This window comes from Kitasatospora sp. NPDC048662 (assembly GCF_055587065.1).
This window is the reverse complement of sequence record NZ_JBVJHA010000003.1, coordinates 173,129-193,898: the sequence shown is the minus strand read 5'-3', so window position 1 is coordinate 193,898 and position 20,770 is coordinate 173,129. Positions and strand designations below refer to the sequence as shown.

Genomic DNA, 20,770 nt, shown 5'->3' with positions numbered 1-20,770 from the left:
CCCGAGCCCTTCCGGTCAACTCGCCTGCCCTTGACGGGATATCCCGAGATCGACACCGGAGGACCGCGATGCCGATAGCCTCGACGCATGGTCACGAGTGCGGGCGCGGAGCGGGTCGGTGGCGGTCTTGAGGAGCACGGCTGGGCCCTCACCAGGTCGTGGGTGGAGCAGCGGCTCGGCGCCGGGGAGCGGATCGAAGGTGTCGCACGCCTGCGCGGCGGCTGGACCTCGGAGATGCGCCGACTGAGCATCGTCGGACCGCAAGGTCGGCGGGCGCTGGTGCTGCGTTCGTTCGTCAAGCCGTTCTTCGTCCAGCACGCGGACGGCCTGCTGTCGCGCGAGGCCACGATCCTCCGCCTGCTCGACGGCACGGACGTCCCTGCGGCGGCGCTGGTGGACGCGGATTCGACGGCGGCCTCCTGCGACCACCCGTCGCTGCTGATGTCGCTGCTGCCGGGAGCCGTCACGGTGGACGACCAGGGCGCCGAGCACCGTGCCGACTTGTTGGCCGAGCAGTTGCTGCGCATCCACCGGGTCGAGGTCTCGCCGGAGACGAGGCCGCGGACCTGGCAGGCGTGGACCGCCCCGGACCGGGTGCGGTTGCCCGAGTCTTCGGCGCGGCCGGAGCTCTGGCAGCGGGCCGTCGAGGTCATCCGGCAGGATCCGCCGGCCCACCGGCCGTGTTTTCTGCACCGGGACTTCCACCCGGGCAACGTCCTGTTCGAAGGTGTCGGCGAGGATGCCCGCATCAGCGGTGTCGTGGACTGGGTGGAGACGTCCTGGGGCCCGGCCGACCTGGACGTCGCCCACTGCTCGACGGCGCTGGCGCTGCTCCACGGTGTCCCGCTGGGAATGAGCTTCGCGGACCGGTACGCCGCCGCCGGAGGACGGCTCGACGAGGACCGGGCGGCGCATCTGTACTGGCGGCTGATCGACGCCCTGGCCTTCGCCCCGGACGCCGAGAAGGTCGCCCTCCCCTGGCGGGAGCTCGGCCGCCCGGATCTGACCCCTGCCCTGCTGGCGAGCCGGTTGGAGGAGTACCTCCTGGCCCTCTTCGAGCGCTACTCGTAACTCCCACCGATTCCCGGTCGCCGGGCCGGGCACTGCCCCGGCCTGTCGGTCGCCTGCGGTAGCGTCCGGGCCGTTCGGAGCCTGTGACGAGTTGAGGAGCATGCAGATGGGCGCCAGCAGCTGGGAGTACCTGACGGCCTACCGGGGGACTCCGCAGAAGACCTTGAACGCGCTGCACGAGGAGGTGTTCGCGGGGAGCGGGTGGGTCGGGGCCGGGGAGTACGAGTCGATCGAGGAGCTGTGGGAGGACGAGGAGTTCATGGGTGAGGAGGGCACTCACTCGATCCTGGACATTCCCAAGGCGGTGCTGGTCAGCGACGAACCGGCGGGGTACGACGACCTGGGGACGGTCCGGCCGCTGCCGCATGCGCGGTTGCTGCACCACTTCGGTACCGACCGGCCGAGTGTCGAGCAGTACCGGCGGGCGATGGAGGGCACCGAGCTGCCCGCGGAGGCGGGCATGCGGTGGACGGGGCGGTTCGTGGTGCTCTACACCGGCGAGGAGACCTCCCACTTCGGCGTGTTCGGCTTCTCGGGAGACTGACGGACCGCCGCCGAAGGCACCCCCGGACCGGCCACCGCCAGCAGGGCTGGTTCCTGAGGCCGAGAAGGCGCTGCGGCCGTCCACCTGGCGGAGGACTCGATCTCCCTCGCGCGGGCGAGCATCCGACACTCCCTCGGGCCGATCCCCGGCACCGACCGGGCCGGGAGGATCGAGGCATGCGATTCGAGCTGCTTCACCCGTCCCCCAGGCTTGGTGGCACCGCCCGGCCGGTGCCCCCATGGGCCGTCCGCTCGGCCCGGTTGATACCGCTGGCCGTGCTGCCGTCGTGCATCTGGCGGCTGCCGTTCGCGTTCGACTTCGAGATGGGCCAGGTCTACGAGGTCCACCAGACCTGGCACTGGTGGGTGATCCTGTACGTCTTCGGGCTCAGCGTCCTCTCCGAGGGGCTCGCCTACCTCTCCTTCGGCCTGGTGGCCAGGTGGGGTGAAGTGGCCCCGGCCTGGCTCCCGTTGATCGGCGGCCGGCGCGTCCCGCCGTTCGCGGCGATCGTCCCGGCCGCCTTGGGCGGGCTGGGCCTGGTCGTGCTGTGGGACCCGCTGCCGCTGGCCTTCCTCCATCTCGGCGGAGTCCCTCTCGTCGAGTACTCCAACGGCTGGTGGAAGGCGCTTGCGGCAGTGGCCACGCTCCCCTTGACGCTGTGGGGTCCGCTTCTCCTGGCGCTGACCTTCGCGTACTACCGGCGCCGGCGCGCGGAGTGAGGGGTGGTCATTCCCACGGCCAGCCGGCGTCCTGCCCGGCCTCCAGCAGCGGGACGAGCCGGAACGCGGCGTCGGTGAGGCCGCCGAAGGTGTGGCGGTTCGCGGCGCCGGACGGCGCCTGACCGGGGCGGTAGCCGGCCAGGTTCCAGGTGTAGGCGGGGATGTGCGCGGGGACGGACTCCAGCGGGTCGTGCGAGTAACTCCCGTACGCCTGCTCGTCGGTGACGATCACCACCCGGTCGTGGCCGCGGTAGTGCTGGCGAACGGCGCCGGCGGTGTCGGTGCCGCCGAGGTTGCCGAACCGGTCCAGCACCTTGAGCACCGCGTCCCCGGCCTTCAGCGGGATCGCCCGGCTGCCCGTCCCGAACTCGACCAGGTCCGCGTCGGCCGCCCGCAGGGCGAGGGCGGTGCCGAACACGGCGGCGGTGTCGGCCCGGTTGAGCTGGGTCTGCGCGCTCGGGCGGTCGAACATCGAGACGGAGCGGTCCACCAGGATCAGCGAACGACCGGGCAGCGCGGGGACGTTGGCCAGCGAGTGCTTCAGCGCCGTCTCCAGCGCATGGCCCCAGCGCAGCGACGGCGCGTGCCGGTACGCGGCCAGGTAGCGGAACGGGAACTGGCGCGAACGCTTGACCTCGCCCCGGTCGGAGATCCGCCGGGCGACCTGCTCGGCGACCTCGTCCGACACCCCGGCCTGGTCGAAGTTGCGCAGGTTGCGCACCAGCGCCATCGCCCCCATGGACGGGATGACGGCCTCCCAGACGGCGGCGTCCAGCGGGCCCTGGAGCCAGCCGGCCAGCGCCTCCCAGGTCAGGCCGGCCTCGGCCAGGCGCTGCGCGCCGTCGGGGCCGGTGACCAGCGCGCGGCGCTCGGCGACGGGCACGGCCATCAGTGCGTGGTGCGCGGTCAGCAGGGCGTCACCGGCCGGCGGGACGGCGCTCTCGGGGCGGTGCCGCCGGTCCAGCGCGTACCGGAACAGCTCGCTCTGCCACGGCTTTTGGGGGTGCGGCGCCGGGTGGGTGAGCTCCAGTACGTCGCCGAACCGGAAGCCCTTGGTGGCGGTGTCGTACTTGAGCAGCGCCCGCCCGTTGTAGAGCCGGCCGACGGCGTCCGCGACGCCGCGCTTGACGGGCTTGGGCAGCGCGCGCCCGTACCGGGACGTCCAGTAGGCGAGCAGTTCGCCGGGCTCGTCGGGGCGCTGCAGGACGGCGTCGATCACCTGCCGGGAGTGGCCGGGGAGCTTCGCGTCCAGCCGGGCGCGGGTGAACTCGGCGGCGCCGACCAGCGAGGCGGTGCGCATCGCGGCGCCGTGGCGCAGCCAGCGCAGCAGGCCGAGCGTCCACTCGGGGTCGCTGACGGCGAGCGAGCGCACCAGGGCGGTGTAGCGGTCGTCGCGGTCGCCGCCGTGCTCGTAGAAGGTGTCCTGGCCGACCAGGTTGGCGACCGCCAGCAGGAAGAGTTCGGACTTCTCGTCGCGCAGGTGTCCCGGCCCGCCCTGGTGGTTGACGGTGAGCTGCCCGGTCGTGGCGACGGGCGAGCTCGGGCCGACGGGGGCGGTCTTCTTCGAACGGCGAAAGTTGAAGCGGGACATGGCGGACTCCTCCTGCGGGCGGGCAGGCCGAACCGGGGCGTCCGAGAATTGCCGGTCGCGCGGACCGGCCTCGGCGGAGGTAGCAGTCCGGTGCTCTTTCCCTTGAGCTACCGGCCGTGCTCGCGCACGGTCGGCCGGGACTCGAACCCGGAACCTCCGGATCCGGAAGTAACCCCCGCCTGCGCACCGGACGCCCCGGCGCGGTTGCCCTCCCGAGATCAAAGGTGGCGCCGGTGGAGTTCTTTGGAGGAAGTAACCGGCGTCTGCGCACCGGGAGGTGGCAGTCGTTCTGAAGTTCGGTGTCCAGAGAACAGAAGCGGCGGAGGTGACATTAGCTGCTCTACCGACTGAGCTACACCGGCCCGAAAGCCGGCGGCGGGACTCGAACCCGCGACCTGCCCATTACAAGTGGAAGTAACCCCTGCCTGCGCACCTGGACGAGAACGACCTTAGCCGTCCGCCGCCCCCGCCCGCACCTGGGTTTTCCGCCGCCGCATCGGCCTGGGCTCAGTCGAGCAGGGCGAGGGCCGGCAGCGTGAGGAATTCCGGGAACTCCTCACCGAGCGCCACCTGTTCGAACAGCGCGGCGGCCTCCTCCCACCGCCGCCCGGCGACCGCCTCCGCCCGCAACCCGGCGAGTTCCTCCGCCAGCAGCCGTCGCACCTGCTCGGCCGTCACTTTCTCGCCCGTGTCGGCGAGCACCACGCCGTTGTGGATCCACTGCCAGATCTGCGAGCGGGAGATCTCGGCGGTGGCGGCATCCTCCATCAGCTGGAAGATGGCGACCGCGCCCGTTCCGCGCAGCCACGACTCGATGTACCGGAGGCCGACCTGAACGGCGTTGCACAGCCCCGTGGACGTACAACTGCCGCCCGCTCCGGCCACGTTGAGCAGCTCCTGCGCCGTCACCTCCGCCACCGGACCGGGATTCTCCTTCTGGTGCGGCCGCTCGCCGAGCACCGCGTCGAAGCACTCGCGCGCCACCGGCACCAGGTCGGGGTGGGCGACCCACGAGCCGTCGAAGCCGCCGCCCGCCTCCCGCTCCTTGTCGGCCCGGACCTTCACCGGAAGTCGGCGAGCCACACCTGGGCGCCGGAGTTCAGCGCGTTGATGGTCATCTTGCGGTCGGTCGGGCCGGTGATCTCCACCCGGCGGTCCGTCAGGGCGCGCGGCGCGGTCGCGACCTGCCACTCGGCGGCGCGGATCGCCGCCGTCTCCGGCCGGAAGCCGAGGGTGCCGGTGCGGGCGATCTCGGCCCGGCGCGCCGCACGTGCGGCCAGCAGCTCCCGGCGCCGGCCGTCGAACGCGCGGTGCAGGCCCGCGACGAACGCCAGCGCCTGCGGGGTGAGCACCTCCTCGGCGCGCTCCACCGGCGGGCCCGCGACCACCGTTCCCGGAACAGTGGAACCCTGATCTGCTGCCATGGGTGGCACTCCCCTCGGGCCGGTGCGCTGTTCCATTCTGTAGAGTGGAGATTAGTTTCCGCGATGCAGAATTTCAACGCTCCGTTGAGAGGTCGCGCGAAGTCCACCGACGAAGGAACCGCCCCGTGGCCAGCAGCCCCACCGAACGCACCACCGGCTCGGTGCAGTCCGTCGAACGCGCCTTCCTGCTCCTCGAAGCCCTCGCCGACACCGGCGGCATCGCCACCCTCAGCGAGCTCTCCGCCGCCTCCGGCCTGCCGATGCCGACCATCCACCGCCTGGTCCGCACCCTGCTCGCCCAGGGCTACGTCCGCCAGGACTCCGCCCGCCGCTACACCCTCGGCCCGCGCCTGATCCGGCTCGGCGAGACCGCGAACCGCCTGCTCGGCTCCTGGGCCCGCCCGTTCCTCGCCGAACTCATGGAAGCCACCGGCGAAACCGCCAACCTCGCCGTCCTGGAGGGCTGCGAGGTGGTCTACGTCGGCCAGGTCCAGTCCCGGCGCTCCATGCGGATGTTCACCGAGGTCGGCCGCCGCGCCCAGCCGCACTGCACCGGCGTCGGCAAGGCACTGCTCGCCCAGCTCCCCGAGGACGAGGCCCGCGCCCTGCTCGGCCCCGGCCCGCTCCAGGCCCACACCCCGCACACCATCACCGACCCCGCCGTCCTGCTCGCCCACCTCGCCACCGCCCGCGAGTCCGGCTACGTGGTGGACGACCAGGAGCAGGAGATCGGCGTCCGCTGCCTCGCCGTGGCCGTCCCGGGCGCCCCCACCCCCACCGCGCTCTCCGTCTCCGGCCCCGAGGCCCGCATCCACTCCCTCGAAGCCCAGTCCGGCCCCGCCGGCCTGGTCCCCCTGATGCAGTCCGTCGCGGCCCGCCTCGGCGCGGCACTCTGACGGCCCGCGCCTGCACCGGCCCCGACTCGTGGGCGGCGACGACCAGTTGGGCCCGGTCGTGGGCCGCGAGCTTGGCCGGCAGCCGCCCGAGGTGAGGTGAGGTGAGTCTTCACCGTGCCCGCGCGCTGGACCGGGTGGACCAACCGGCCGGCGCTGCGGGAGCGGCCCGGAGGCCGCCGATCTACGGTGCGAGACATGGCGCTGAAGGAAGAGGTCCGGCTGGCCCTGGTGATGAACGGCGGCGTCAGCCTCGCGGTTTGGATGGGCGGTGTCACGCACGAGCTCGACCTGCTGCGCCGCGCTTCTGCCGACGAACCCGATGAATCGATCTCCCCGCCCGACCGGAAGGTGGCCGAGATCTGGCAGCAGATCACCGACGCGGCGAGGGCGAATGCCCGGGTGGTGATCGACATCGTCTCGGGCACCTCGGCCGGCGGCCTCAACGGGCTCCTGCTGGCCACCGCGATCGGCCGTAGTACGGACCTGGGCTCGCTGCGCAAGGTGTGGGAGGAGGCCGCCTCGCTGCCGGAGCTGGTGAAATCGCCCTCCCCGCAGAGCCTGCTCGACGGCACCTTCTTCGAGGAGAAGATCAAAACGCAGCTGAAGGCAATGCCCGGGGGCGAAGCGGACGATCAGCCGATCGCCCTCTTCATGACGGCCACCTCGCTGGACGGCCGGGCGCGCACCTTCAAGGACGGCTTCGGCAGCCAGTTCGACGTCCGTGACCACCGGCGCGTGTACCGGTTCCAGCACGACAAGGACGCGGGAGTCTTCCGGAAGCTGGACGACGGCACGATGGGCTTCGCCCCCGACAGCCGTTGTGACTTCCGCTCGGTGAACAACGACGCGCTGGTTCAGGCGGCGCGGGCGAGCGCCGGCTATCCGGTGGCCTTCCCGCCGGTCGACGAGACGCCGATGGTCCACTTCCGCGAGCTCCCCGCTCGCGTCTCCGAGGCTCCGGCGAGCTGCGTGATCGACGGCGGTGTGCTCAACAACGCCCCGTTCGGCCCGGTTCTCGAGGCGATCACCGAACGTCGACGGGACCAGCGGGTGCGCCGGGTGGTCGTCTACGTGACCCCTTCGGTCGGCCTGGAGTCGGTGAAGACGGCGGGACAGTCGCCCTGCGGTGACGTCTCCTTCGTCACCTCGGCCTTCAACGCGCTGCAGTACCCGCGGGAGGCGGACTTCCGGTCCGGGACGCAGGAGCTGTCGACCCGGCTCGGGACAAGCGTTCGCGGCACACAGCTGAATCTGTTCAACCGGATGAGCAGGGACCCGGCTCTCCGCGACTACGTGCGGGAAGCGGCCGAGACGATGCTCGGCGAGTACCGGCTGAGCCGGGCCAGCGCAGCGCTCTGGGAGACCCGCCAGCGGCTCGCCGAGGTGGGCACGGTGACCTCGCTCGTCACCGTACCGGAGGCGGACTCCGACGAGCTCGGTCGGATCCTCGGGGAGAACCCCAACTGGAGCCCGCGGTGGCCGAGCCAGGACATCAACAACCCCGACATGTCCAAATGGCCCTGGGGAATCATCACCGCCGAACGGCTCTTCGAGACCCTCGGCGGCTACCTCCAGCAGTGCCTCGACTCCGAGGAGCTGCGCGCGGATCCCGACGGACAGCGCGCACTGCTCGTCGGCGCGACCGACATCAGCCAGCAACAGCGCCGCGCGCTCGCCGTCACAAAGGCCGCCAGAAACCGGATCCGGGACGAATACCGGCCGGGGCTGGAGCTGTCGAACCTGGAACTGAGCGAGCTCCTCGGCCGTGTCTTCGACGAGCTGAACGTCCCGGCCACGGTCGGCGCACTCGTCTTGCAGGCGTGCAGACGGTTCGCCTATGTGACCGGGCAGGCCGGCCTCGGCCACTGGGAAGGTCCCGAGGACGTCGTGCACGACTGTCTGGCGGTCGAAGTGGTCACCAGGATGTACGCACCCCCGTCGAAGGCCGCCGGGCCGCTCACGCCGGCATTCGAATTCCTGCGGCTCGGCCCGGACAACATGAGTCCGGTGTTCAACGTCGACCGGTTCGCCGATCTCGGCGACCGGAAGCTCTACGGCATCCGCTTCCAGCACTTCGGCGCCTTCATCAACCACAAATGGCGCCGCTCCGACTTCGTCTGGGGCCGGCTCGACGCCGCCCACCACCTGCTCTCCCTGCTCGTCCCCTCCCGCGAGGAACGCCTGGACTGGGAGGAGCGGCTCCACCTCGCCATCCTCGAAGCGGAGACCGAAGCGCAGACCGAAGCGCAGACCGAGGACCAGGAAGCAGAGGCCCAGGATCGGGCGGCCGAGGTCTCCGTCAAGGACCAGCTGGAGCACAATCTCGAGGAGCTCCGGACCACAACGGACACGGAGCTGCTGGGGCGGATTCTCAAAACCGACCAGGGCAAGGCCGGCCTGAGGGCCGTCATCTGCTCGGCAATCGCGCTGCTGGGCAACACCGACAAGGGCAAACCGGCCTCGGCGGCCGACAGCCCACTCTGGCGCAAGGTGCTCGCCGTCACCCGCCCCCTTGTCGCCACCAAATCGAAGGCCCTGCAGAAGGACGACAAGCGGTGGCTCCGCTGGTTCACCTGGTACGTCCGGCTCAGGGCCCGGAACACGCTCGAGAAGAAGGACCCGCGCACCATTCCGCGGGTGGTGAAGTCGGCGCTGATGGTGAGCCTCCTCGCGTGCGTGCTGATCCTGGTCGGCATCGGCCTCGCGATCGGGCTTGCGGTCGGCTGATCTCCGGTCAGAAGAGCTCACCGGGAGCGCGAGCAGGCCGCAGGCGCGGCAGTTTCGCCCCGGGACGATTCGAAGCGCGCGTTGAAGGCCTCCTCCGTCCTCTCCCCTCGCACCGGTCCTCGGGCAGGCCCCGGTCCTCGCGCATCCTGGCGCTGGACGCAGGTCAGGTCGGGCCGGCGGGCCGCGTCACGCAGCTCGCGCCCCGTCGTGCGCGGCAGGGTTGTCCACCGTTCGACAGGACCCGGGCCCGAACCCTCGCGGCTGGCACCGTCGCCGGCAACCCTGAAGCGCCGCCTGGCAGTTCGCAACGCCGAGCAGGGTGCCAACTGCGTCACCGTGGACGAGCCGCTGTTCGACCGCTACCTGTCCGGCTTCGAGGAACCGCACGGGGAGGGCGAGCAGGTCTTCGTGCAGCCCTCGGCCTGAATTCCCCTCCGCGCTCACACCAACCGGCCGGGCGCATCGGCCTGTTGGCGGAGCTCGCAGGTCAGGCCGGATGCGCGAACTGCCGGTCGGCGCAGTCGTGGTCCGGCGACCCGGAATCCGTTGCGGGGTGGCCCTGTTCGCCTTCCCGGTGTCGGCGTTCGATGCGCTGCCCCCAACTCGCGCCGATGATGATCAGAGCCGCGCCTGCGGCCCCGTAGGGTCCGATGTGGTCCCCGCCCAGGAGGACGCCCACCAGGAGTGCCCACACGGGTTCGGTGCCGAGCAGCAGGCTGACCCGGGACGGCGACGTGGTGCGGACCGCCCACATCTGGACGAAGAACGCGAACACCGTGCAGATCAGCGCGAGGTAGAGCAGGTCGACCCACTGCACGGGTCCGAGCCGCGCGGCCAGCGCGAAGGCGGAGTCGCCGGCCAGCGGGCCCGCCAGGCAGAACAGCACTGCGGCCGTCGCCATCTGGAGGAAGGTCAGGTTGAACGAGTCGTAGGCCTTCCGGGCCGACCGTCGGTGCATCACGGTGATGTGCACGGCCCGGACGGCCGCCGCGGCCAGGATCAGCCAGTCGCCGAGCGTCGGGGCGTGCAGACCGCTGCGCGAGGCCAGCAGGGCGACACCGGCCACCGCCATGGCCGCGGCCAGAAAAAACCCGGCGGGCAGCCACGAGCGGCTCATGGCGCTCTCCAGCAGCGGGGTCATCACAATGGTCAGGCTGATGATGAGCCCGGCGTTGGTCGCGGTGGTGTGGGCGATGCCGAAGGTCTCGAACAGGAAGATCACCGCGAGGATGACGCCGAGGAGCGTTCCGGTGACGATCTCGTCCCGGCCGGCACCACGCAGTCTGCGCATGGCGAGCGGCAGCATGGCCACCGCGGTGACCAGGAACCGCAGCGCGAGGACGGCAACAACCGTGGCGGGTGTGACGAGTTCCTTCGCTGCCAGGTAGGTGGAGCCCCAGACGGCTGCCACGAGCAACAGCAGGAGGTCGATCAGGCCGACGCGTGACTGTCTCTTGGGCACGAGGCACTCTCTCACTTTCCAGCCCGTGGGCGCCGACCCGGGTGTTCACTCCCGCAGGCAGCGCACCGGCACCGCCGAGCGTCTCAGCCGATCAGCATCCGGTACGCCGTGCCCTCGGGTGTGTGGATCAGGTCGAATTCGCGGCCGATGCCGGTGGCGGTCACGTGCAGGCGGGCGAGGGCCTCGGCGGCGGTCGGGTAGCTGAGTCCGAGGGTGGCGGCCACGGCCTCGCGGGCGGCGAGCAGGGCGGGCTCGTCCTCCAGGTACTCGGCTGCGGCCTCCTCGCTCTCCTCCGCCGTGCAGTTCGGGCAGTCGCGCCACCAGGGTGCGGCCAGCAGCAGGCGCAGCAACTCGGGCAGGCCGACGGCTATGAGGGCGGCGCCGCCCTCGGAGTCGGCGAACAGGATCGGACGCCCCTCGCCGCCCTCGCCGCAGAAGAAGTACGTCCCGCCCGCGCCGTCCCCGGCGAACGGCTCCAGCGTGAGGCCGTTCGCCAGGTGGACCGGTTCCACGTGCTCGGTGCGGGTGAAGTCGAGTTCACCGGGCCAGCAGAGGTAGTCGGCAACGGCATGGTGGCCACGGACGAGGGTAAGCAGGGACGTCGTCATGCCTGGCACTGTAGTGCGGACGCCCGAGACCGCAAGGCCGCGCTGCCGGACGCTCGTTGGCCGGCGGCCGGGGGCGGCGGCGGAGCGGGTGCCGCCGTCCCTGCTGTCATGCCAGCCAGGCCGTCACCTGGCTCACCGCGGCGTTCCCCCAGGCCAGTTCCATGTGGTTGAGGCCGTTGAGCAGCGCGGTGCCGCCGACCTTCCCGATGCCCGTGGTGTCCAGCGCGCTGGCGGTGAAGACCAGTCCGTCGCTCGGGCCGCGGCCTTCGTTCAGGATGCCGGGGATGTCCGCCGAGCCACCGGCCAGCAGGTAGGTGGGGACGGCGGCGGGAACGCCCGCCTGCTGGAGCGGCTTGATCAGCGAGCCGGCGTCGATCGCGGCCTGGATGCCCTGGCCGGAGGTGTAGAAGCCCTGGCCGCCGTAGTAGGTGGTCCACCAGTCCTGCATGGTGGCGTCCACGCCGTAGGGGCCGTCCCAGCGGGCGAGCAGTTGGCGCTGGCCGGGGAAGCAGTCGTAGCCGCCGGTGGGCAGCACACCGAGGCAGGGCTGCGAGGTGTAGGTGCCGTAGCAGGTCATGTAGAGGTGCGGGGACGGCGCGTTGGCGGTGCCGCCGCAGGCCGGCCAGGTGGCGAGCGAGAACGCCCAGCCGTGCGCGTAGGTGTAGTCCAGGCCGCCGTTGGGGCCGCCGAGGGTCACCAGTTTGCGGACGTCGCCGGCGTAGGCGCGTCCCCAACTCGGCTTCACGGACGAGACGTAGGACCGCGCCGCGACCTCACCCTTGCTCCAGGCCACCACGTCCACCTGGGCCGCGCCGGTGCGGGCCTTGATCACGGCGATGGCGTCGCCGACGGCCTGGGCCTGCATCAGGTTGTCGCCCTGCTTGTGCGCGAACCCGATCGCGAACACCCGGTGGCCGGACGCCGCCAGCGCCTGCGCCATGCCGGTGCTCGGGCAGCTGGACGCGCCGCAGTTGCCGGTCTCGCCGGGGTTCGCCCAGGCCCGGTCGGCGTTGTCGTTGGCGCCGTGCACCAGCAGCACGGGCGTTCCGGTGGCGGTGTTCCAGCCCTGCGCGCTGTACAGCAGGAACCGGCCGGAGAACGGACGCTTCACGCCGCCGAAGTACGTGACCCGCGCACCGTCCTGGTCGCCGCGCCCGTCGGACGGGTACTGCTCCTGCGTGAACCCGGACGTGCCGTCCCGGTAGCGCTCGACCTGCGCCCAGCCGTTGCCGGGCGAGTTGAACACGGCTTCCTGGGTGAGGTAGGAGGGGACGGCGGTGGCCGCGGCGGCCTGGGTGGGGGCGAGGCCGAGCGCGAGCAGCGCGCCGGCCAACAGGGCGGTGAACACGGACCTGAGCGGGTGGCGCACCTGGTCCTCCTTCAACTGACGAATGACCGCGGCGGGCCGGCCACGTGGGGGTGGCCGGCCGGTCGGCGGTCCGACTGTGGGTCAGGTCACACTAGGGGCGGCGCGCGCGGCCACCCATGTGTCAGAGCCACAGGGCGCGGGGCCGGCCGGTGTCGGTGCGCCACAAGTCCGGCGCCGGCGCGCCGCGAATCGGTGTCGGGAACGCCGCGCGTCGTCCGGGTTTTCCGGCCATGACCCTCGGGTGAAGTGTTCGCGACAAGGCAACGGGGGCGGCTGACACGGCGTCACACTGCTGGCATGCGAATGACTCTCCGCGCGTTGAAGAACCGTGTCTTCCCGGTCGCCGCCCTCGGCCTGCTGACCCTCGTCCCCACCGCCGTGGCCACCACCGAGGCGCACGCGGCCGTCAGCGGGAACATCTGCTACTCGGCGCTGCCCAGCCAGGGCCGTGACACCATCCGTCTGATCGACGCCGGCGGGCCCTTCCCGTACTCCCAGGACGGCGTCGTCTTCCAGAACCGCGAGGGCGTCCTGCCCGCCAAGTCGCTCGGCTATTACCACGAGTACACCGTGATCACCCCGGGCAGCCCGACCCGCGGCACTCGACGGATCATCACCGGCAAGGTCTTCCACGAGGACTACTACACGGCCGACCACTACGCGACGTTCCGCCGCGTCGACTTCGCCTGCTGATCGGGCCCCCGGTCGCCACCCAGGTCCGATAGGTTGGGGCGGGTGCGGCCACGCCGGCCGCACCCGCCCACCGCACCGACCGCCGAAGGACCGCCCACACATGACCGCCGCTCTGCCGGGCTACGCCGGCCGCACCTATCTTTTCCAGGTCGACAACGGCGCGGCCTTCCGCAACTCCTACTCCGCGGACGGCACCCGGCTGCGCTGGGAGGGCCTCGGCGAGTCCGCCGGCCAGTACGAGGACGTCGCGCTGCACGCCGCGGCGATCGCCCCGGGCATCTGGTTCGTCTCCTGGACCGAGCGCAGCGGCATCACCGTCAGCCACGTCATGGACCTCAACTCCCTCACCGTCAAGGTCTTCTGGACCTGGGAGGGCGAGACCGGCCGGGTCGGCGAACTCCACACCGGCACCCTCACCCCGGCCTGAGCCCGCCACGTTCTGAGCCCGCCCCGGGCCCCCGGCTCACGCCTTCAGGTGGGCGGAGAGGAACTGGAAGCCGGCGGGGAGCAGCTTGATCCAGGTGGTGAAGTTGTGGCCGCCTTCGGGGACGGAGGCGACGCCGGTGCTCATCGGGGCCTTGGCGGCGGCGGTGAAGGCGTCGGCGTCCTTGCGGAAGTCGCCGTCGCCCTTCTCGGCGCCGCTGAGCATGATCGCGGTGGCGGGCATCGGCAGGTGCTGGAGGCGCCACAGCAGGTCGGCCTCGTCGCGGCGCTGCTGACTGCCCTTGAACAGGTCGCCGGTGGTGACGTCCTCGGCGGCCTTCAGATAGCCGGAGATGGAGACGCCGCCGGCGAACACCTCGGGGTGCCGCATGGCGAGCTTCGCGGCGCAGTAGCCGCCGGTGGAGTTGCCCATCACGCCCCAGGCGGCGGGGCCGGTCGCCGTCCGGTAGGTGGCGGAGATCGCGCGCGGGACGTCCTTGGCGAAGTAGGTCTCGGCCTGCGGTCCGCCGGGGACGTTCTCGCACTCGGGGTCGGCGGGCATCGCGGGCGAGGGGCGCATCAGGATCAGGACGGTGGGCTGCATCCGGCCGGCCCGCATCTCGTCGAGCGCGACGCCGGGGTAGTTGAAGCGGGTGATCAGCGCCTTGGCATCGCCGGGGAAGCCGGTCATGGCGATGACCGCGGGGAACTTCCGCTGCTCGTTGCCGGGCTGGAAGTACTGCGGGGGCAGGTAGACGTATCCGTCGGTGCTCAGGCCGGTGCGCGCGCCGGGGATGCGCACGGAGCGGATCTCGCCGACCTTCTGCGGGTCGCGTCCGACCGTGGTGTTGACGGGTTCCTTGCCGAGTTCCTCGGCGGCCAGCATCGGCAGGTTGCTGGGCTCGGGCTCGGCGCTGGGGCTGGGGGCGGCGGTCGCCCCGACCGGGGCGGCGGGCGCGGCGGCGGCCTTCACGGAGACCGGGCCGTCCTTGCCGGTGCCCAGCAGGTCGTTCCAACTGCTGTAGAACGAGAAGTAGTTGTTCACCAGCAGGCCGATCACCGCGAGCAGCGCGAGCTGGCTGCCGAGCAGCATGCCGATCCGGCCGAGGACGGCCCGCCAGTGGCGCTCGGCGAGCGCGGGCCACCACCAGACGGTGGCGCCCAGCACCACGAGTGCAATCTCGATCGTGAACAGCAGCAGTGTGGTGCTGGTCAGCCCCATGGCCGTGATCCCCGTGTCTTCCCCTCGCCGCGTCCACGAGCCGGTGGCATACGGGCTCGGCGCGGCCGTGCCGAACGTGCCGGCTAAGTATGCACGCTGAAGCGAGGACGCCGGCGCTCACCCGGACAGTTCCGTCCCGCCCGCCCGCGCACGAACGAGCGGGCCGGCACAGCGGACGGGACGGGCGGGACAGGTGTTTGCGGCCGGTTGACCCGGCCTCAGGCGTGGGTGCCGCCGTCGATGCGGATCTCGGTGCCGGTGACGAAGGCGCCGTCGTCCGAGGCGAGCATCGCGATCACGCCGGCCACCGTCTCGGGCCCGGCGAAGCCCTCGCCGATCGCCCCCTGTGCACGGCACGCCAATATGGCACGTTGTGTCACGAGTGCACCCCGTGACGCCGTGGCCGCTACCCTGAGTACCGCCCGAGCTCCTTCGCCATCCGACCCGCCCGGGGGACCACACCATGGCCGAACCCGAACGCCCCGCGCTCTCCCTCACCGAGCGCCGCAAGGCCGCCACCCAGCAGGAGATCGCCCTCACCGCGGCCCGCCTGTTCGCCGAACGCGGCGCCGAGGGCACCACCGCCGAGGACATCGCCCACACCGCCGGCGTCTCACTGCGCACCTTCTACCGCTACTTCCGCACCAAGGAGGACGCCGTCGCCCCGCTGCTCGCCGACGGCTCCCGCCAGTGGATCGAGCTGCTCGCCGCCACCACGCCCGCCACCCCGCTGCTGCCCGCCCTGGTCGAATCCGCCCGCGGCGCGCTCGACCCCGCCCCCGGCCGCCCGGCCGCCTCCCTCGCCTGGACCCGCGGCCTGCTCCGCGCCATGCCCGGCGACCCGGCCCTGCGCGACGTCTGGCACCGCACCCAGCACGAGGCCGAGGCCGCCCTGCGACCCGTCCTGGCCGCCCGCACCTCCCTGCCCGCCGACAGCCTGGACGTCCGCCTGCTGGCCGCCGCCACCAACGCCGCGATGCGGGTCGCCGTCGAGGCCTGGGCGGCGGGCGACACCGACCCGACCGGGGCCGCCGACCTCGCCGAGACCGCCTTCCGCCACCTGACGGGGCCGCTCACCGAACCGAACTGAGGAACCGACTCCCCTGCCGCCGAGGCCGGTTCACACCGGCACAACCGCCACCGGGCACTGCGCGTGATGCAGGACGGCGTGCACGGGCGTGGCCAGCCGGAGACCGAAGCGCGGGGCCGGCTGGTGCCGGGAGAGCACCACCATCGCGGCGGTGCGGGACTCCTCGACCAGGGTCGCGGCCGTGCCGCCGGCCAGTTGCTGGGACTGCACCTCGACGGCGGGAAACTCCTCCCGCACCGGCTCGCAGGTGCGCACCAGCAACTGCTCGTGCAGCTGGTTCTCCTCCCCCAGCTCGTCCACCATCGGCGCCATCCGCCCGACATCCGCCACCACCGGCGACCAGGTGTGCAGCGCCCGCACCACCAGGCCCCGCCGGGCGGCCGTCTCGCAGCCGAACCGCAGCGCGGCGGCGTCCCGTTCGTCGTGCACGGCCACCAGCACCGGCCCGTCGGGATACTCCGTCCCGCGCACCACCACCACCGGACAGGCCGCGTGCGCGGCCACCCGCAGACTCACCGACCCGAGCAGCAAGGACGCGAACCCGCCGTGCCCACGCGTGCCGAGCACCGCGAGACCGGCATGCTCCGCGGCCGTGAGCACCGCCTCCGCGGCATCGCGCGGCACCACATCGCCGGTGATCCGCAGCCCCGGGTGCGCGGCCTCCAGCCCCGAGCGGACGGACTCCAACAGCTCCTCCGCCTCGCGCAGGATCAAGTCCGTGACGGTCGTCCCGGTACGCGGCGAGAGCGTGACCGTCCCCGTGTTGACGGCATGCACCAGGTGAAGACCCTCCCCCCGCCGCTCGGCCTCCCGGGCCGCCCACTCGGCAGCCTCGTTCGCGGGCGCCGACCCGTCAACCCCGGCAATCACCCCACTGGGTCCCCTGATCTCCATCGCACACTCCTCGGACCCCGGTCGTTCCTTCCAGCATGCGCCGCCCCGCACCACCCGGCCAAGCAAGGACGGCCCGCCCCACGGAAAGCGCTTTCCCTCCGGGGGCCAGGCCGCTGCCCCCGGCCGCACGGAAACCGCTTTCCGTCCCTGCCGGTCCGTCTCGGCTCCCGGGACTCGGGCTCCTCCCAGGCCCGCAGGCGTTCCAGTTGCCCGTGGGACACCGCATGGGTGATCACCGTTTCCGGCAGCCGGCCCTCTGCCACTCACTGCGGTGACGCCGGAAGCAGCCCACTTCCCAGGGCACCGGCGAGCGCATCGCTCTGGGATCGAGTGAGGCCGAGCGCCCACAGAACCGCCGACTCGTCCGAGCCCGGACCGGTGTGGCAGCTGCCGCCGCTCAGCGGGGACTCGGCACGCCTCGCCTTCGGCCGCCTGTTCCGCAGGAGCCGGCCGGCCGCCTCCTGAACGGAGCCCTCGGGTGCTCCGACGTCCGCGAGCGCGGCGCTCACCCGTGCCGACGCCTCCGGGGGCAGCTCGTCCTCGGCGAGCAACGGCAGCAGGAGCAGCAGTCGGGCCTCGGTGTCGTGCACGCCGGGCGCAGCCAGGTCGGGCGTCTCGGCGATGTGCACGATGTCGTGCCAGGACAGGCCCGGACCGGACCAGTCGCCGTCATAGCTGGACAGGTCCTCCGCCCGCGGCCAATCCGGGTGGGTCAGCAGGTAGTCGACCCCGTAGTCACCGAGGAGGTTCCGGTGGACAACGACGGCGCTGTGACCGCCTCCGAACGGAACGCGAAACGTCGGCCACGCCCGCTCCTCCAGCAGCACTTCGGACAGGGCGTCAGTGTCGGCACCGTCGTCACCGAACCACTCGGGCACCGCCCGAACCTCCCCCGGGGCACACCGGCACCAGGGCAGCAGGTGGTTGGACCAGAACCCGGCACGCTCAAGCAGCCACTCACCCACGACAAGCGGCCCAAGGCCGTATCCCTTGATCAGCACGGACCAGAGCCTCTCAGGCACGGCCGACACCCCGGGCAGCCGGCCCGCGCGGCGCCTCGCCGGGCCTGCGGGGCCCATCGCCGGACGACCGGCCCGGGGTGTGACGTCCCTGGTTCGGTCCGGATGACTACTTCCGGCCGCCGCCCAACACTCCCTGCCTGGACACAACTGCGGCCGGACTCGGGCGCCAAGCAGGCCAATCCGCCAACGTCCAACCCCCGACGGGGCGTTGGCCTTCCGTCGTCTCCAACTCCCGACCGCCGCAGCAGAGGCGCCCGCGCCGAACCAGCAGATCTCGAACGCCACCCGCGCCGGGCCGTGCAGGGCGTGCGCGGCGGTCGGTGCGGCGAACTGGCCCCAGAGGACGGCGAGCAGGGCGACCGACCCGAGGGCAGTGGCCGACCGGACGGCGCGGTGGCCCGGGCGGGTCCAGGCCCAGTGTGCGGCGGCGGCGTAGACGGCCAGTTCGGCGGCGAGGGCCAGGATGTCGAACGGTCCGACGCCGTTCATCGCGCCAGCCACCAGGCGGTGACGAGGTGCAGGACGGCGGCCACGCCGGCGCCGATGGTCATGCCGATGTTCCGCTGCCGGACGCCGATCGCGGTGTCGCCCACCTGCGCCAGCCCGGCCACCACCAGGATCGGCCAGGCTGCGGCGCGCGAACCGGCGGCCAGGACCAGCGCGGTGACGACCCCGAGCGGGACGGCGCGGACCGTGTAGGCCCGGGCGTAGAGGCGCGTCCCGGCGGTGATCGGCTCGTTCGCGGCCAGCACCAGGCCGGGGCGGATCGCCCCGGCCACGCTGGATCCGGCGCTGAGCAGTGCCGCCACCGCGTTGGCCCCCAGCAGAGCAGTCATTCCGGCAGTCATTCGATCTCCCCCTGAATCATTCGAGCCGTGAACGATGCGAGGACGGTACCATTCGGGCCGTGAGCGATGTCAAGGGAGCAGCGGCGCTGCGCGCAACGGTGGTCTTCAACCTGGGCACCCTCGGTGCTCTCGCCTCCGACCGCTTCGCGGGACGAGTGGAGCGGCTGGGGATCAAGCCCAAGCACGCGGGCCTGCTGGCGGCCCTGGATGCCGAATCGGCGGCGTCGCAGCAGGAGTTGGCGACCCGCCTGGGTGTCGCGCCCAGTCTGATCGTGGCCCTCGCGGACCAACTGCAGGAGCTCGGCGCGGTCGAGCGCGTCCGCGACCCCGGGGACCGTCGCCGCCAGGTGCTGACCCTCACCCCCGAAGGGCGCCACCTGCTCGCCCGCTGCGCCGAGGCCGCCGAGGCCGTGGACGCGGAGCTGACCAACGGCCTCACCGCCGCCCAGCGCACCGCCCTCGCCCGCCACCTGCGCACCCTCGGGGAGCAGCAACTCCCCCACTGAACAAGCGAGTCAGCCATCGAGGTGCCGCCGCACGAACCGGGCCGGCACGCAGTCGCACGGGAACAGCCTGGTGCTGCACGGGAGAACGGACACCAGCACGAATCCGGCTTGCCCAACTGCCCGTCGCCGGGAATGCCGAGCTGGTGCCAGGCCAGAAGAAGAGAAAGCGCAAGCAACGGGAGCTCGCCCAGCAGTTCGCCGACCGCTTCGCGCCGGAGGCGGGGAGCTGGCAGGTGCTGTTCGCCACCCAGGACGCCGGCGAGTGGAAGGCCTACCTCCGCGAGCTCGGCCGGACGGAGCCGGACCTCGACTGGTCCACCGTCCGGCTGGACGAGCTCTGCGGCCGCGGCGAGTACCCGGACAGCTACCGGCTCAGCCGCTTCCTGCCCCACCCCGAGCCCGCCGAGATCTGACCCCGAACCGGCCTACCGGGCTTGACCTTTCGCCCCGCCCGGAGCCCCTGCCCCGCCGGAGACCTCGCCCCGGCGAAGACCGTCCCCGGCGCGGCGAACGAACGGCTCACGCCAGGCCGAGATCCGCACGAGCGCCCGCCACCCACCGCTGCACGCCGAACGCCTCGCTCTTCTCCGCGAGTTCGGCCGCCTCGGCGAGCAACTCCTCGGCGTCCTCGCGCCGTTGCTGCTGAGAGGCGAGGAAGGCGAGGCCGATCAGGTTGGCGGCCACGCCCGGCAGGAAGCCGAGTTCGCGGCGCAGCCGGGTGGACTCCTCAAGGTGGGCGCGGGCGCAGTCGAGTCGACCGGCCATGTGGTCGGCGATGCCGAGGTGCCGCAGCACGTACGAGAGGGTCAGCCGGTCCCCGGCCCGGGCGGCCAGCTCCCGGGCGCGCCGGAGGGCGGGCAGCGCCGTCTCGTTGTCGTCCCGCACCACCTGGTGGAACGTGCCCACCCAGAACAGTGCTTCGCCCTCGCCGCGTTCGTCGCCGAGCCGGCCGTACAGCTCGGCGGCCCGCTCGAACAGCCCCAATTCCCGGGCGTCCTCCACCCGTTCGTCCATGAAGCGCGCGTGGATGAGCCTCCCTCGGGCCAGTGCGAGGTCGGCCTCGACTCCGTCCAGCCCGCGTTCGGCAGGTTCGAGAGCGCCGCTGTCACCCTTGAACACGGCCCGCTCGTAGCAGAGTTCCGCTTCCTCGATCCGTCCGTCCGCAGTCATGGCGAGATCGTAACGGGCGACAACTCGCGGCGGATCAACGCACCTTGAACATGCGGAGGGCGTCCTGGCGGGCGGCGACGGGGGACCTACGACTCCAACCGCTCGAGCAGCACGGACACATGACTGTGCGACGGCTCCTTGACCGCCGTCAGCAGCACCAGATCCCCCTTCGCCGCCAGCTCCCGCAGTTCGTCCAACTCGCCCTGCACCTGCGGCGCGTCGAGTTCGGCCCGGTAGCGTCGGGCGAACTCCTCGTAGTCGCTGTGCGGGCCGTGGAACCAGCGGCGCAGTTCGGTCGACGGTGCGAGCTCCTTGGCCCAGCGGTCCAGCTGGGCGTCCTCCTTCTTCAGGCCGCGTGGCCACAGCCGGTCCACCAGGACCCGCACTCCACCGTTCGGCGCCTCGTACACACGTTCCACTCGTACGCTCATGCGCCCACGGTAAGCACGGCCGGAGCGGGGGCGGAGCGGACCACGCGGCGCGGCCACTCG

21 protein-coding genes, 1 tRNA gene and 1 pseudogene are annotated in these 20,770 nt (G+C 72.1%); 10 read left to right on the top strand and 13 right to left on the bottom strand.

Annotated features, from left to right (window positions below):
* Positions 1 to 87: 87 nt before the first annotated feature.
* The 3 genes from ACZ6R9_RS11455 (at position 88) to ACZ6R9_RS11445 (ending at position 2,334) form a co-directional block, all read left to right on the top strand.
* Positions 88 to 1,071, top strand: a complete 984-nt coding sequence (locus tag ACZ6R9_RS11455; RefSeq protein WP_465537963.1) for a phosphotransferase family protein — start codon at positions 88 to 90, stop codon at positions 1,069 to 1,071.
* A gap of 106 nt (positions 1,072 to 1,177) precedes the next feature.
* Positions 1,178 to 1,615, top strand: coding sequence for a hypothetical protein (locus tag ACZ6R9_RS11450; protein WP_465537961.1), 438 nt, complete (start codon positions 1,178 to 1,180; stop codon positions 1,613 to 1,615).
* A gap of 176 nt (positions 1,616 to 1,791) precedes the next feature.
* A complete protein-coding gene (locus tag ACZ6R9_RS11445; protein WP_465537959.1) occupies positions 1,792 to 2,334 on the top strand; it encodes a hypothetical protein in 543 nt (180 codons plus the stop codon).
* Between the two features lie 7 nt (positions 2,335 to 2,341).
* Here the strand turns inward: ACZ6R9_RS11445 and ACZ6R9_RS11440 are convergent, their stop codons facing one another.
* From ACZ6R9_RS11440 to ACZ6R9_RS11430, 3 genes and pseudogenes are all read right to left on the bottom strand, one after another.
* On the bottom strand, positions 2,342 to 3,925 hold the full coding sequence (locus ACZ6R9_RS11440; protein ID WP_465537957.1) for a TROVE domain-containing protein: 1,584 nt from the start codon (positions 3,923 to 3,925) through the stop codon (positions 2,342 to 2,344).
* A 367-nt stretch (positions 3,926 to 4,292) separates the two neighbouring features.
* A tRNA-Ser gene (locus ACZ6R9_RS11435) sits at positions 4,293 to 4,354 on the bottom strand.
* Positions 4,355 to 4,432: 78 nt separating this feature from the next.
* Positions 4,433 to 5,349: pseudogene (locus tag ACZ6R9_RS11430) on the bottom strand (hypothetical protein).
* A 125-nt stretch (positions 5,350 to 5,474) separates the two neighbouring features.
* Here ACZ6R9_RS11430 and ACZ6R9_RS11425 point away from each other — a divergent pair.
* Together ACZ6R9_RS11425 and ACZ6R9_RS11420 are read left to right on the top strand one after the other, a co-directional pair.
* Positions 5,475 to 6,245, top strand: coding sequence for an IclR family transcriptional regulator (locus ACZ6R9_RS11425; protein WP_380484751.1), 771 nt, complete (start codon positions 5,475 to 5,477; stop codon positions 6,243 to 6,245).
* A 195-nt stretch (positions 6,246 to 6,440) separates the two neighbouring features.
* A complete protein-coding gene (locus ACZ6R9_RS11420) occupies positions 6,441 to 8,972 on the top strand; it encodes a DUF3376 domain-containing protein (RefSeq protein WP_465537954.1) in 2,532 nt (843 codons plus the stop codon).
* A gap of 487 nt (positions 8,973 to 9,459) precedes the next feature.
* Here the strand turns inward: ACZ6R9_RS11420 and ACZ6R9_RS11415 are convergent, their stop codons facing one another.
* The 3 genes from ACZ6R9_RS11415 to ACZ6R9_RS11405 form a co-directional block, all read right to left on the bottom strand.
* Positions 9,460 to 10,434 (bottom strand): DMT family transporter, encoded by a 975-nt coding sequence (locus tag ACZ6R9_RS11415; RefSeq protein ID WP_465537953.1) that lies wholly within the window; start codon positions 10,432 to 10,434, stop codon positions 9,460 to 9,462.
* A gap of 83 nt (positions 10,435 to 10,517) precedes the next feature.
* Positions 10,518 to 11,042 carry a hypothetical protein gene (locus tag ACZ6R9_RS11410; protein WP_465537951.1) on the bottom strand — a complete coding sequence of 175 codons (525 nt, stop codon included), beginning with the start codon at positions 11,040 to 11,042 and terminating at the stop codon, positions 10,518 to 10,520.
* Between the two features lie 106 nt (positions 11,043 to 11,148).
* Positions 11,149 to 12,411: an esterase/lipase family protein gene (locus tag ACZ6R9_RS11405; RefSeq protein WP_465537949.1), complete on the bottom strand. Its 1,263-nt coding sequence runs from the start codon at positions 12,409 to 12,411 to the stop codon at positions 11,149 to 11,151.
* A 303-nt stretch (positions 12,412 to 12,714) separates the two neighbouring features.
* Here ACZ6R9_RS11405 and ACZ6R9_RS11400 point away from each other — a divergent pair, with 303 nt between their 5' ends.
* Positions 12,715 to 13,104, top strand: coding sequence for a guanyl-specific ribonuclease (locus tag ACZ6R9_RS11400; RefSeq protein WP_465538257.1), 390 nt, complete (start codon positions 12,715 to 12,717; stop codon positions 13,102 to 13,104).
* A gap of 100 nt (positions 13,105 to 13,204) precedes the next feature.
* Positions 13,205 to 13,531, top strand: coding sequence for a MoaF-related domain-containing protein (locus tag ACZ6R9_RS11395; protein ID WP_380484738.1), 327 nt, complete (start codon positions 13,205 to 13,207; stop codon positions 13,529 to 13,531).
* Positions 13,532 to 13,567: 36 nt separating this feature from the next.
* Here the strand turns inward: ACZ6R9_RS11395 and ACZ6R9_RS11390 are convergent, their stop codons facing one another.
* Entirely contained in the window at positions 13,568 to 14,749 is a 1,182-nt protein-coding gene (locus ACZ6R9_RS11390; protein ID WP_380484736.1) for an alpha/beta hydrolase, read from the bottom strand.
* Positions 14,750 to 14,967: 218 nt separating this feature from the next.
* A complete protein-coding gene (locus ACZ6R9_RS11385; RefSeq protein WP_465537946.1) occupies positions 14,968 to 15,129 on the bottom strand; it encodes an SDR family oxidoreductase in 162 nt (53 codons plus the stop codon).
* 83 nt (positions 15,130 to 15,212) lie between these two features.
* On the opposite strand from ACZ6R9_RS11385, the gene ACZ6R9_RS11380 reads away from it, so the two are divergent.
* Complete coding sequence (locus ACZ6R9_RS11380) at positions 15,213 to 15,839, top strand: TetR family transcriptional regulator (RefSeq protein ID WP_465537944.1); 627 nt, start codon at positions 15,213 to 15,215, stop codon at positions 15,837 to 15,839.
* Between the two features lie 30 nt (positions 15,840 to 15,869).
* Here ACZ6R9_RS11380 and ACZ6R9_RS11375 read toward each other — a convergent pair whose 3' ends face one another.
* From ACZ6R9_RS11375 to ACZ6R9_RS11365, 3 genes are all read right to left on the bottom strand, one after another.
* Positions 15,870 to 16,733: a universal stress protein gene (locus tag ACZ6R9_RS11375; protein WP_380484730.1), complete on the bottom strand. Its 864-nt coding sequence runs from the start codon at positions 16,731 to 16,733 to the stop codon at positions 15,870 to 15,872.
* 263 nt (positions 16,734 to 16,996) lie between these two features.
* Positions 16,997 to 18,244, bottom strand: a complete 1,248-nt coding sequence (locus ACZ6R9_RS11370) for a YrdB family protein (protein WP_465537941.1) — start codon at positions 18,242 to 18,244, stop codon at positions 16,997 to 16,999.
* Positions 18,241 to 18,591 (bottom strand): hypothetical protein, encoded by a 351-nt coding sequence (locus tag ACZ6R9_RS11365; protein WP_465537939.1) that lies wholly within the window; start codon positions 18,589 to 18,591, stop codon positions 18,241 to 18,243. The genes ACZ6R9_RS11370 and ACZ6R9_RS11365 overlap by 4 nt, the downstream gene beginning before the upstream one ends.
* A 71-nt stretch (positions 18,592 to 18,662) precedes the next feature.
* On the opposite strand from ACZ6R9_RS11365, the gene ACZ6R9_RS11360 reads away from it, so the two are divergent.
* Positions 18,663 to 19,109, top strand: coding sequence for a MarR family winged helix-turn-helix transcriptional regulator (locus tag ACZ6R9_RS11360; RefSeq protein ID WP_465537937.1), 447 nt, complete (start codon positions 18,663 to 18,665; stop codon positions 19,107 to 19,109).
* A gap of 143 nt (positions 19,110 to 19,252) precedes the next feature.
* On the top strand, positions 19,253 to 19,522 hold the full coding sequence (locus ACZ6R9_RS11355) for a hypothetical protein (RefSeq protein ID WP_465537935.1): 270 nt from the start codon (positions 19,253 to 19,255) through the stop codon (positions 19,520 to 19,522).
* A gap of 106 nt (positions 19,523 to 19,628) precedes the next feature.
* On the opposite strand, the gene ACZ6R9_RS11350 is transcribed toward ACZ6R9_RS11355, so the two are convergent.
* Both ACZ6R9_RS11350 and ACZ6R9_RS11345 read right to left on the bottom strand, forming a co-directional pair.
* Positions 19,629 to 20,279 carry a tetratricopeptide repeat protein gene (locus ACZ6R9_RS11350; RefSeq protein ID WP_465537933.1) on the bottom strand — a complete coding sequence of 217 codons (651 nt, stop codon included), beginning with the start codon at positions 20,277 to 20,279 and terminating at the stop codon, positions 19,629 to 19,631.
* Between the two features lie 86 nt (positions 20,280 to 20,365).
* Entirely contained in the window at positions 20,366 to 20,710 is a 345-nt protein-coding gene (locus ACZ6R9_RS11345; protein ID WP_465537931.1) for a DUF488 domain-containing protein, read from the bottom strand.
* Between the last annotated feature and the right edge of the window lie 60 nt (positions 20,711 to 20,770).

Excerpts from the sequence above, each read along its gene's own strand:
- ACZ6R9_RS11445 (WP_465537959.1), top strand. The coding sequence starts at position 1,792 with ATGCGATTCGAGCTGCTTCACCCGTCCCCCAGGCTTGGTGGCACCGCC.
- ACZ6R9_RS11370 (WP_465537941.1), bottom strand. The coding sequence starts at position 18,244 with ATGAACGGCGTCGGACCGTTCGACATCCTGGCCCTCGCCGCCGAACTG.
- ACZ6R9_RS11420 (WP_465537954.1), top strand. The coding sequence starts at position 6,441 with ATGGCGCTGAAGGAAGAGGTCCGGCTGGCCCTGGTGATGAACGGCGGC.
- ACZ6R9_RS11450 (WP_465537961.1), top strand. The coding sequence starts at position 1,178 with ATGGGCGCCAGCAGCTGGGAGTACCTGACGGCCTACCGGGGGACTCCG.
- ACZ6R9_RS11440 (WP_465537957.1), bottom strand. The coding sequence starts at position 3,925 with ATGTCCCGCTTCAACTTTCGCCGTTCGAAGAAGACCGCCCCCGTCGGC.
- ACZ6R9_RS11455 (WP_465537963.1), top strand. The coding sequence starts at position 88 with ATGGTCACGAGTGCGGGCGCGGAGCGGGTCGGTGGCGGTCTTGAGGAG.
- ACZ6R9_RS11400 (WP_465538257.1), top strand. The coding sequence starts at position 12,715 with ATGACTCTCCGCGCGTTGAAGAACCGTGTCTTCCCGGTCGCCGCCCTC.
- ACZ6R9_RS11350 (WP_465537933.1), bottom strand. The coding sequence starts at position 20,279 with ATGACTGCGGACGGACGGATCGAGGAAGCGGAACTCTGCTACGAGCGG.
- ACZ6R9_RS11345 (WP_465537931.1), bottom strand. The coding sequence starts at position 20,710 with ATGAGCGTACGAGTGGAACGTGTGTACGAGGCGCCGAACGGTGGAGTG.
- ACZ6R9_RS11390 (WP_380484736.1), bottom strand. The coding sequence starts at position 14,749 with ATGGGGCTGACCAGCACCACACTGCTGCTGTTCACGATCGAGATTGCA.
- ACZ6R9_RS11380 (WP_465537944.1), top strand. The coding sequence starts at position 15,213 with ATGGCCGAACCCGAACGCCCCGCGCTCTCCCTCACCGAGCGCCGCAAG.
- ACZ6R9_RS11410 (WP_465537951.1), bottom strand. The coding sequence starts at position 11,042 with ATGACGACGTCCCTGCTTACCCTCGTCCGTGGCCACCATGCCGTTGCC.
- ACZ6R9_RS11395 (WP_380484738.1), top strand. The coding sequence starts at position 13,205 with ATGACCGCCGCTCTGCCGGGCTACGCCGGCCGCACCTATCTTTTCCAG.
- ACZ6R9_RS11375 (WP_380484730.1), bottom strand. The coding sequence starts at position 16,733 with ATGGAGATCAGGGGACCCAGTGGGGTGATTGCCGGGGTTGACGGGTCG.
- ACZ6R9_RS11365 (WP_465537939.1), bottom strand. The coding sequence starts at position 18,591 with ATGACTGCTCTGCTGGGGGCCAACGCGGTGGCGGCACTGCTCAGCGCC.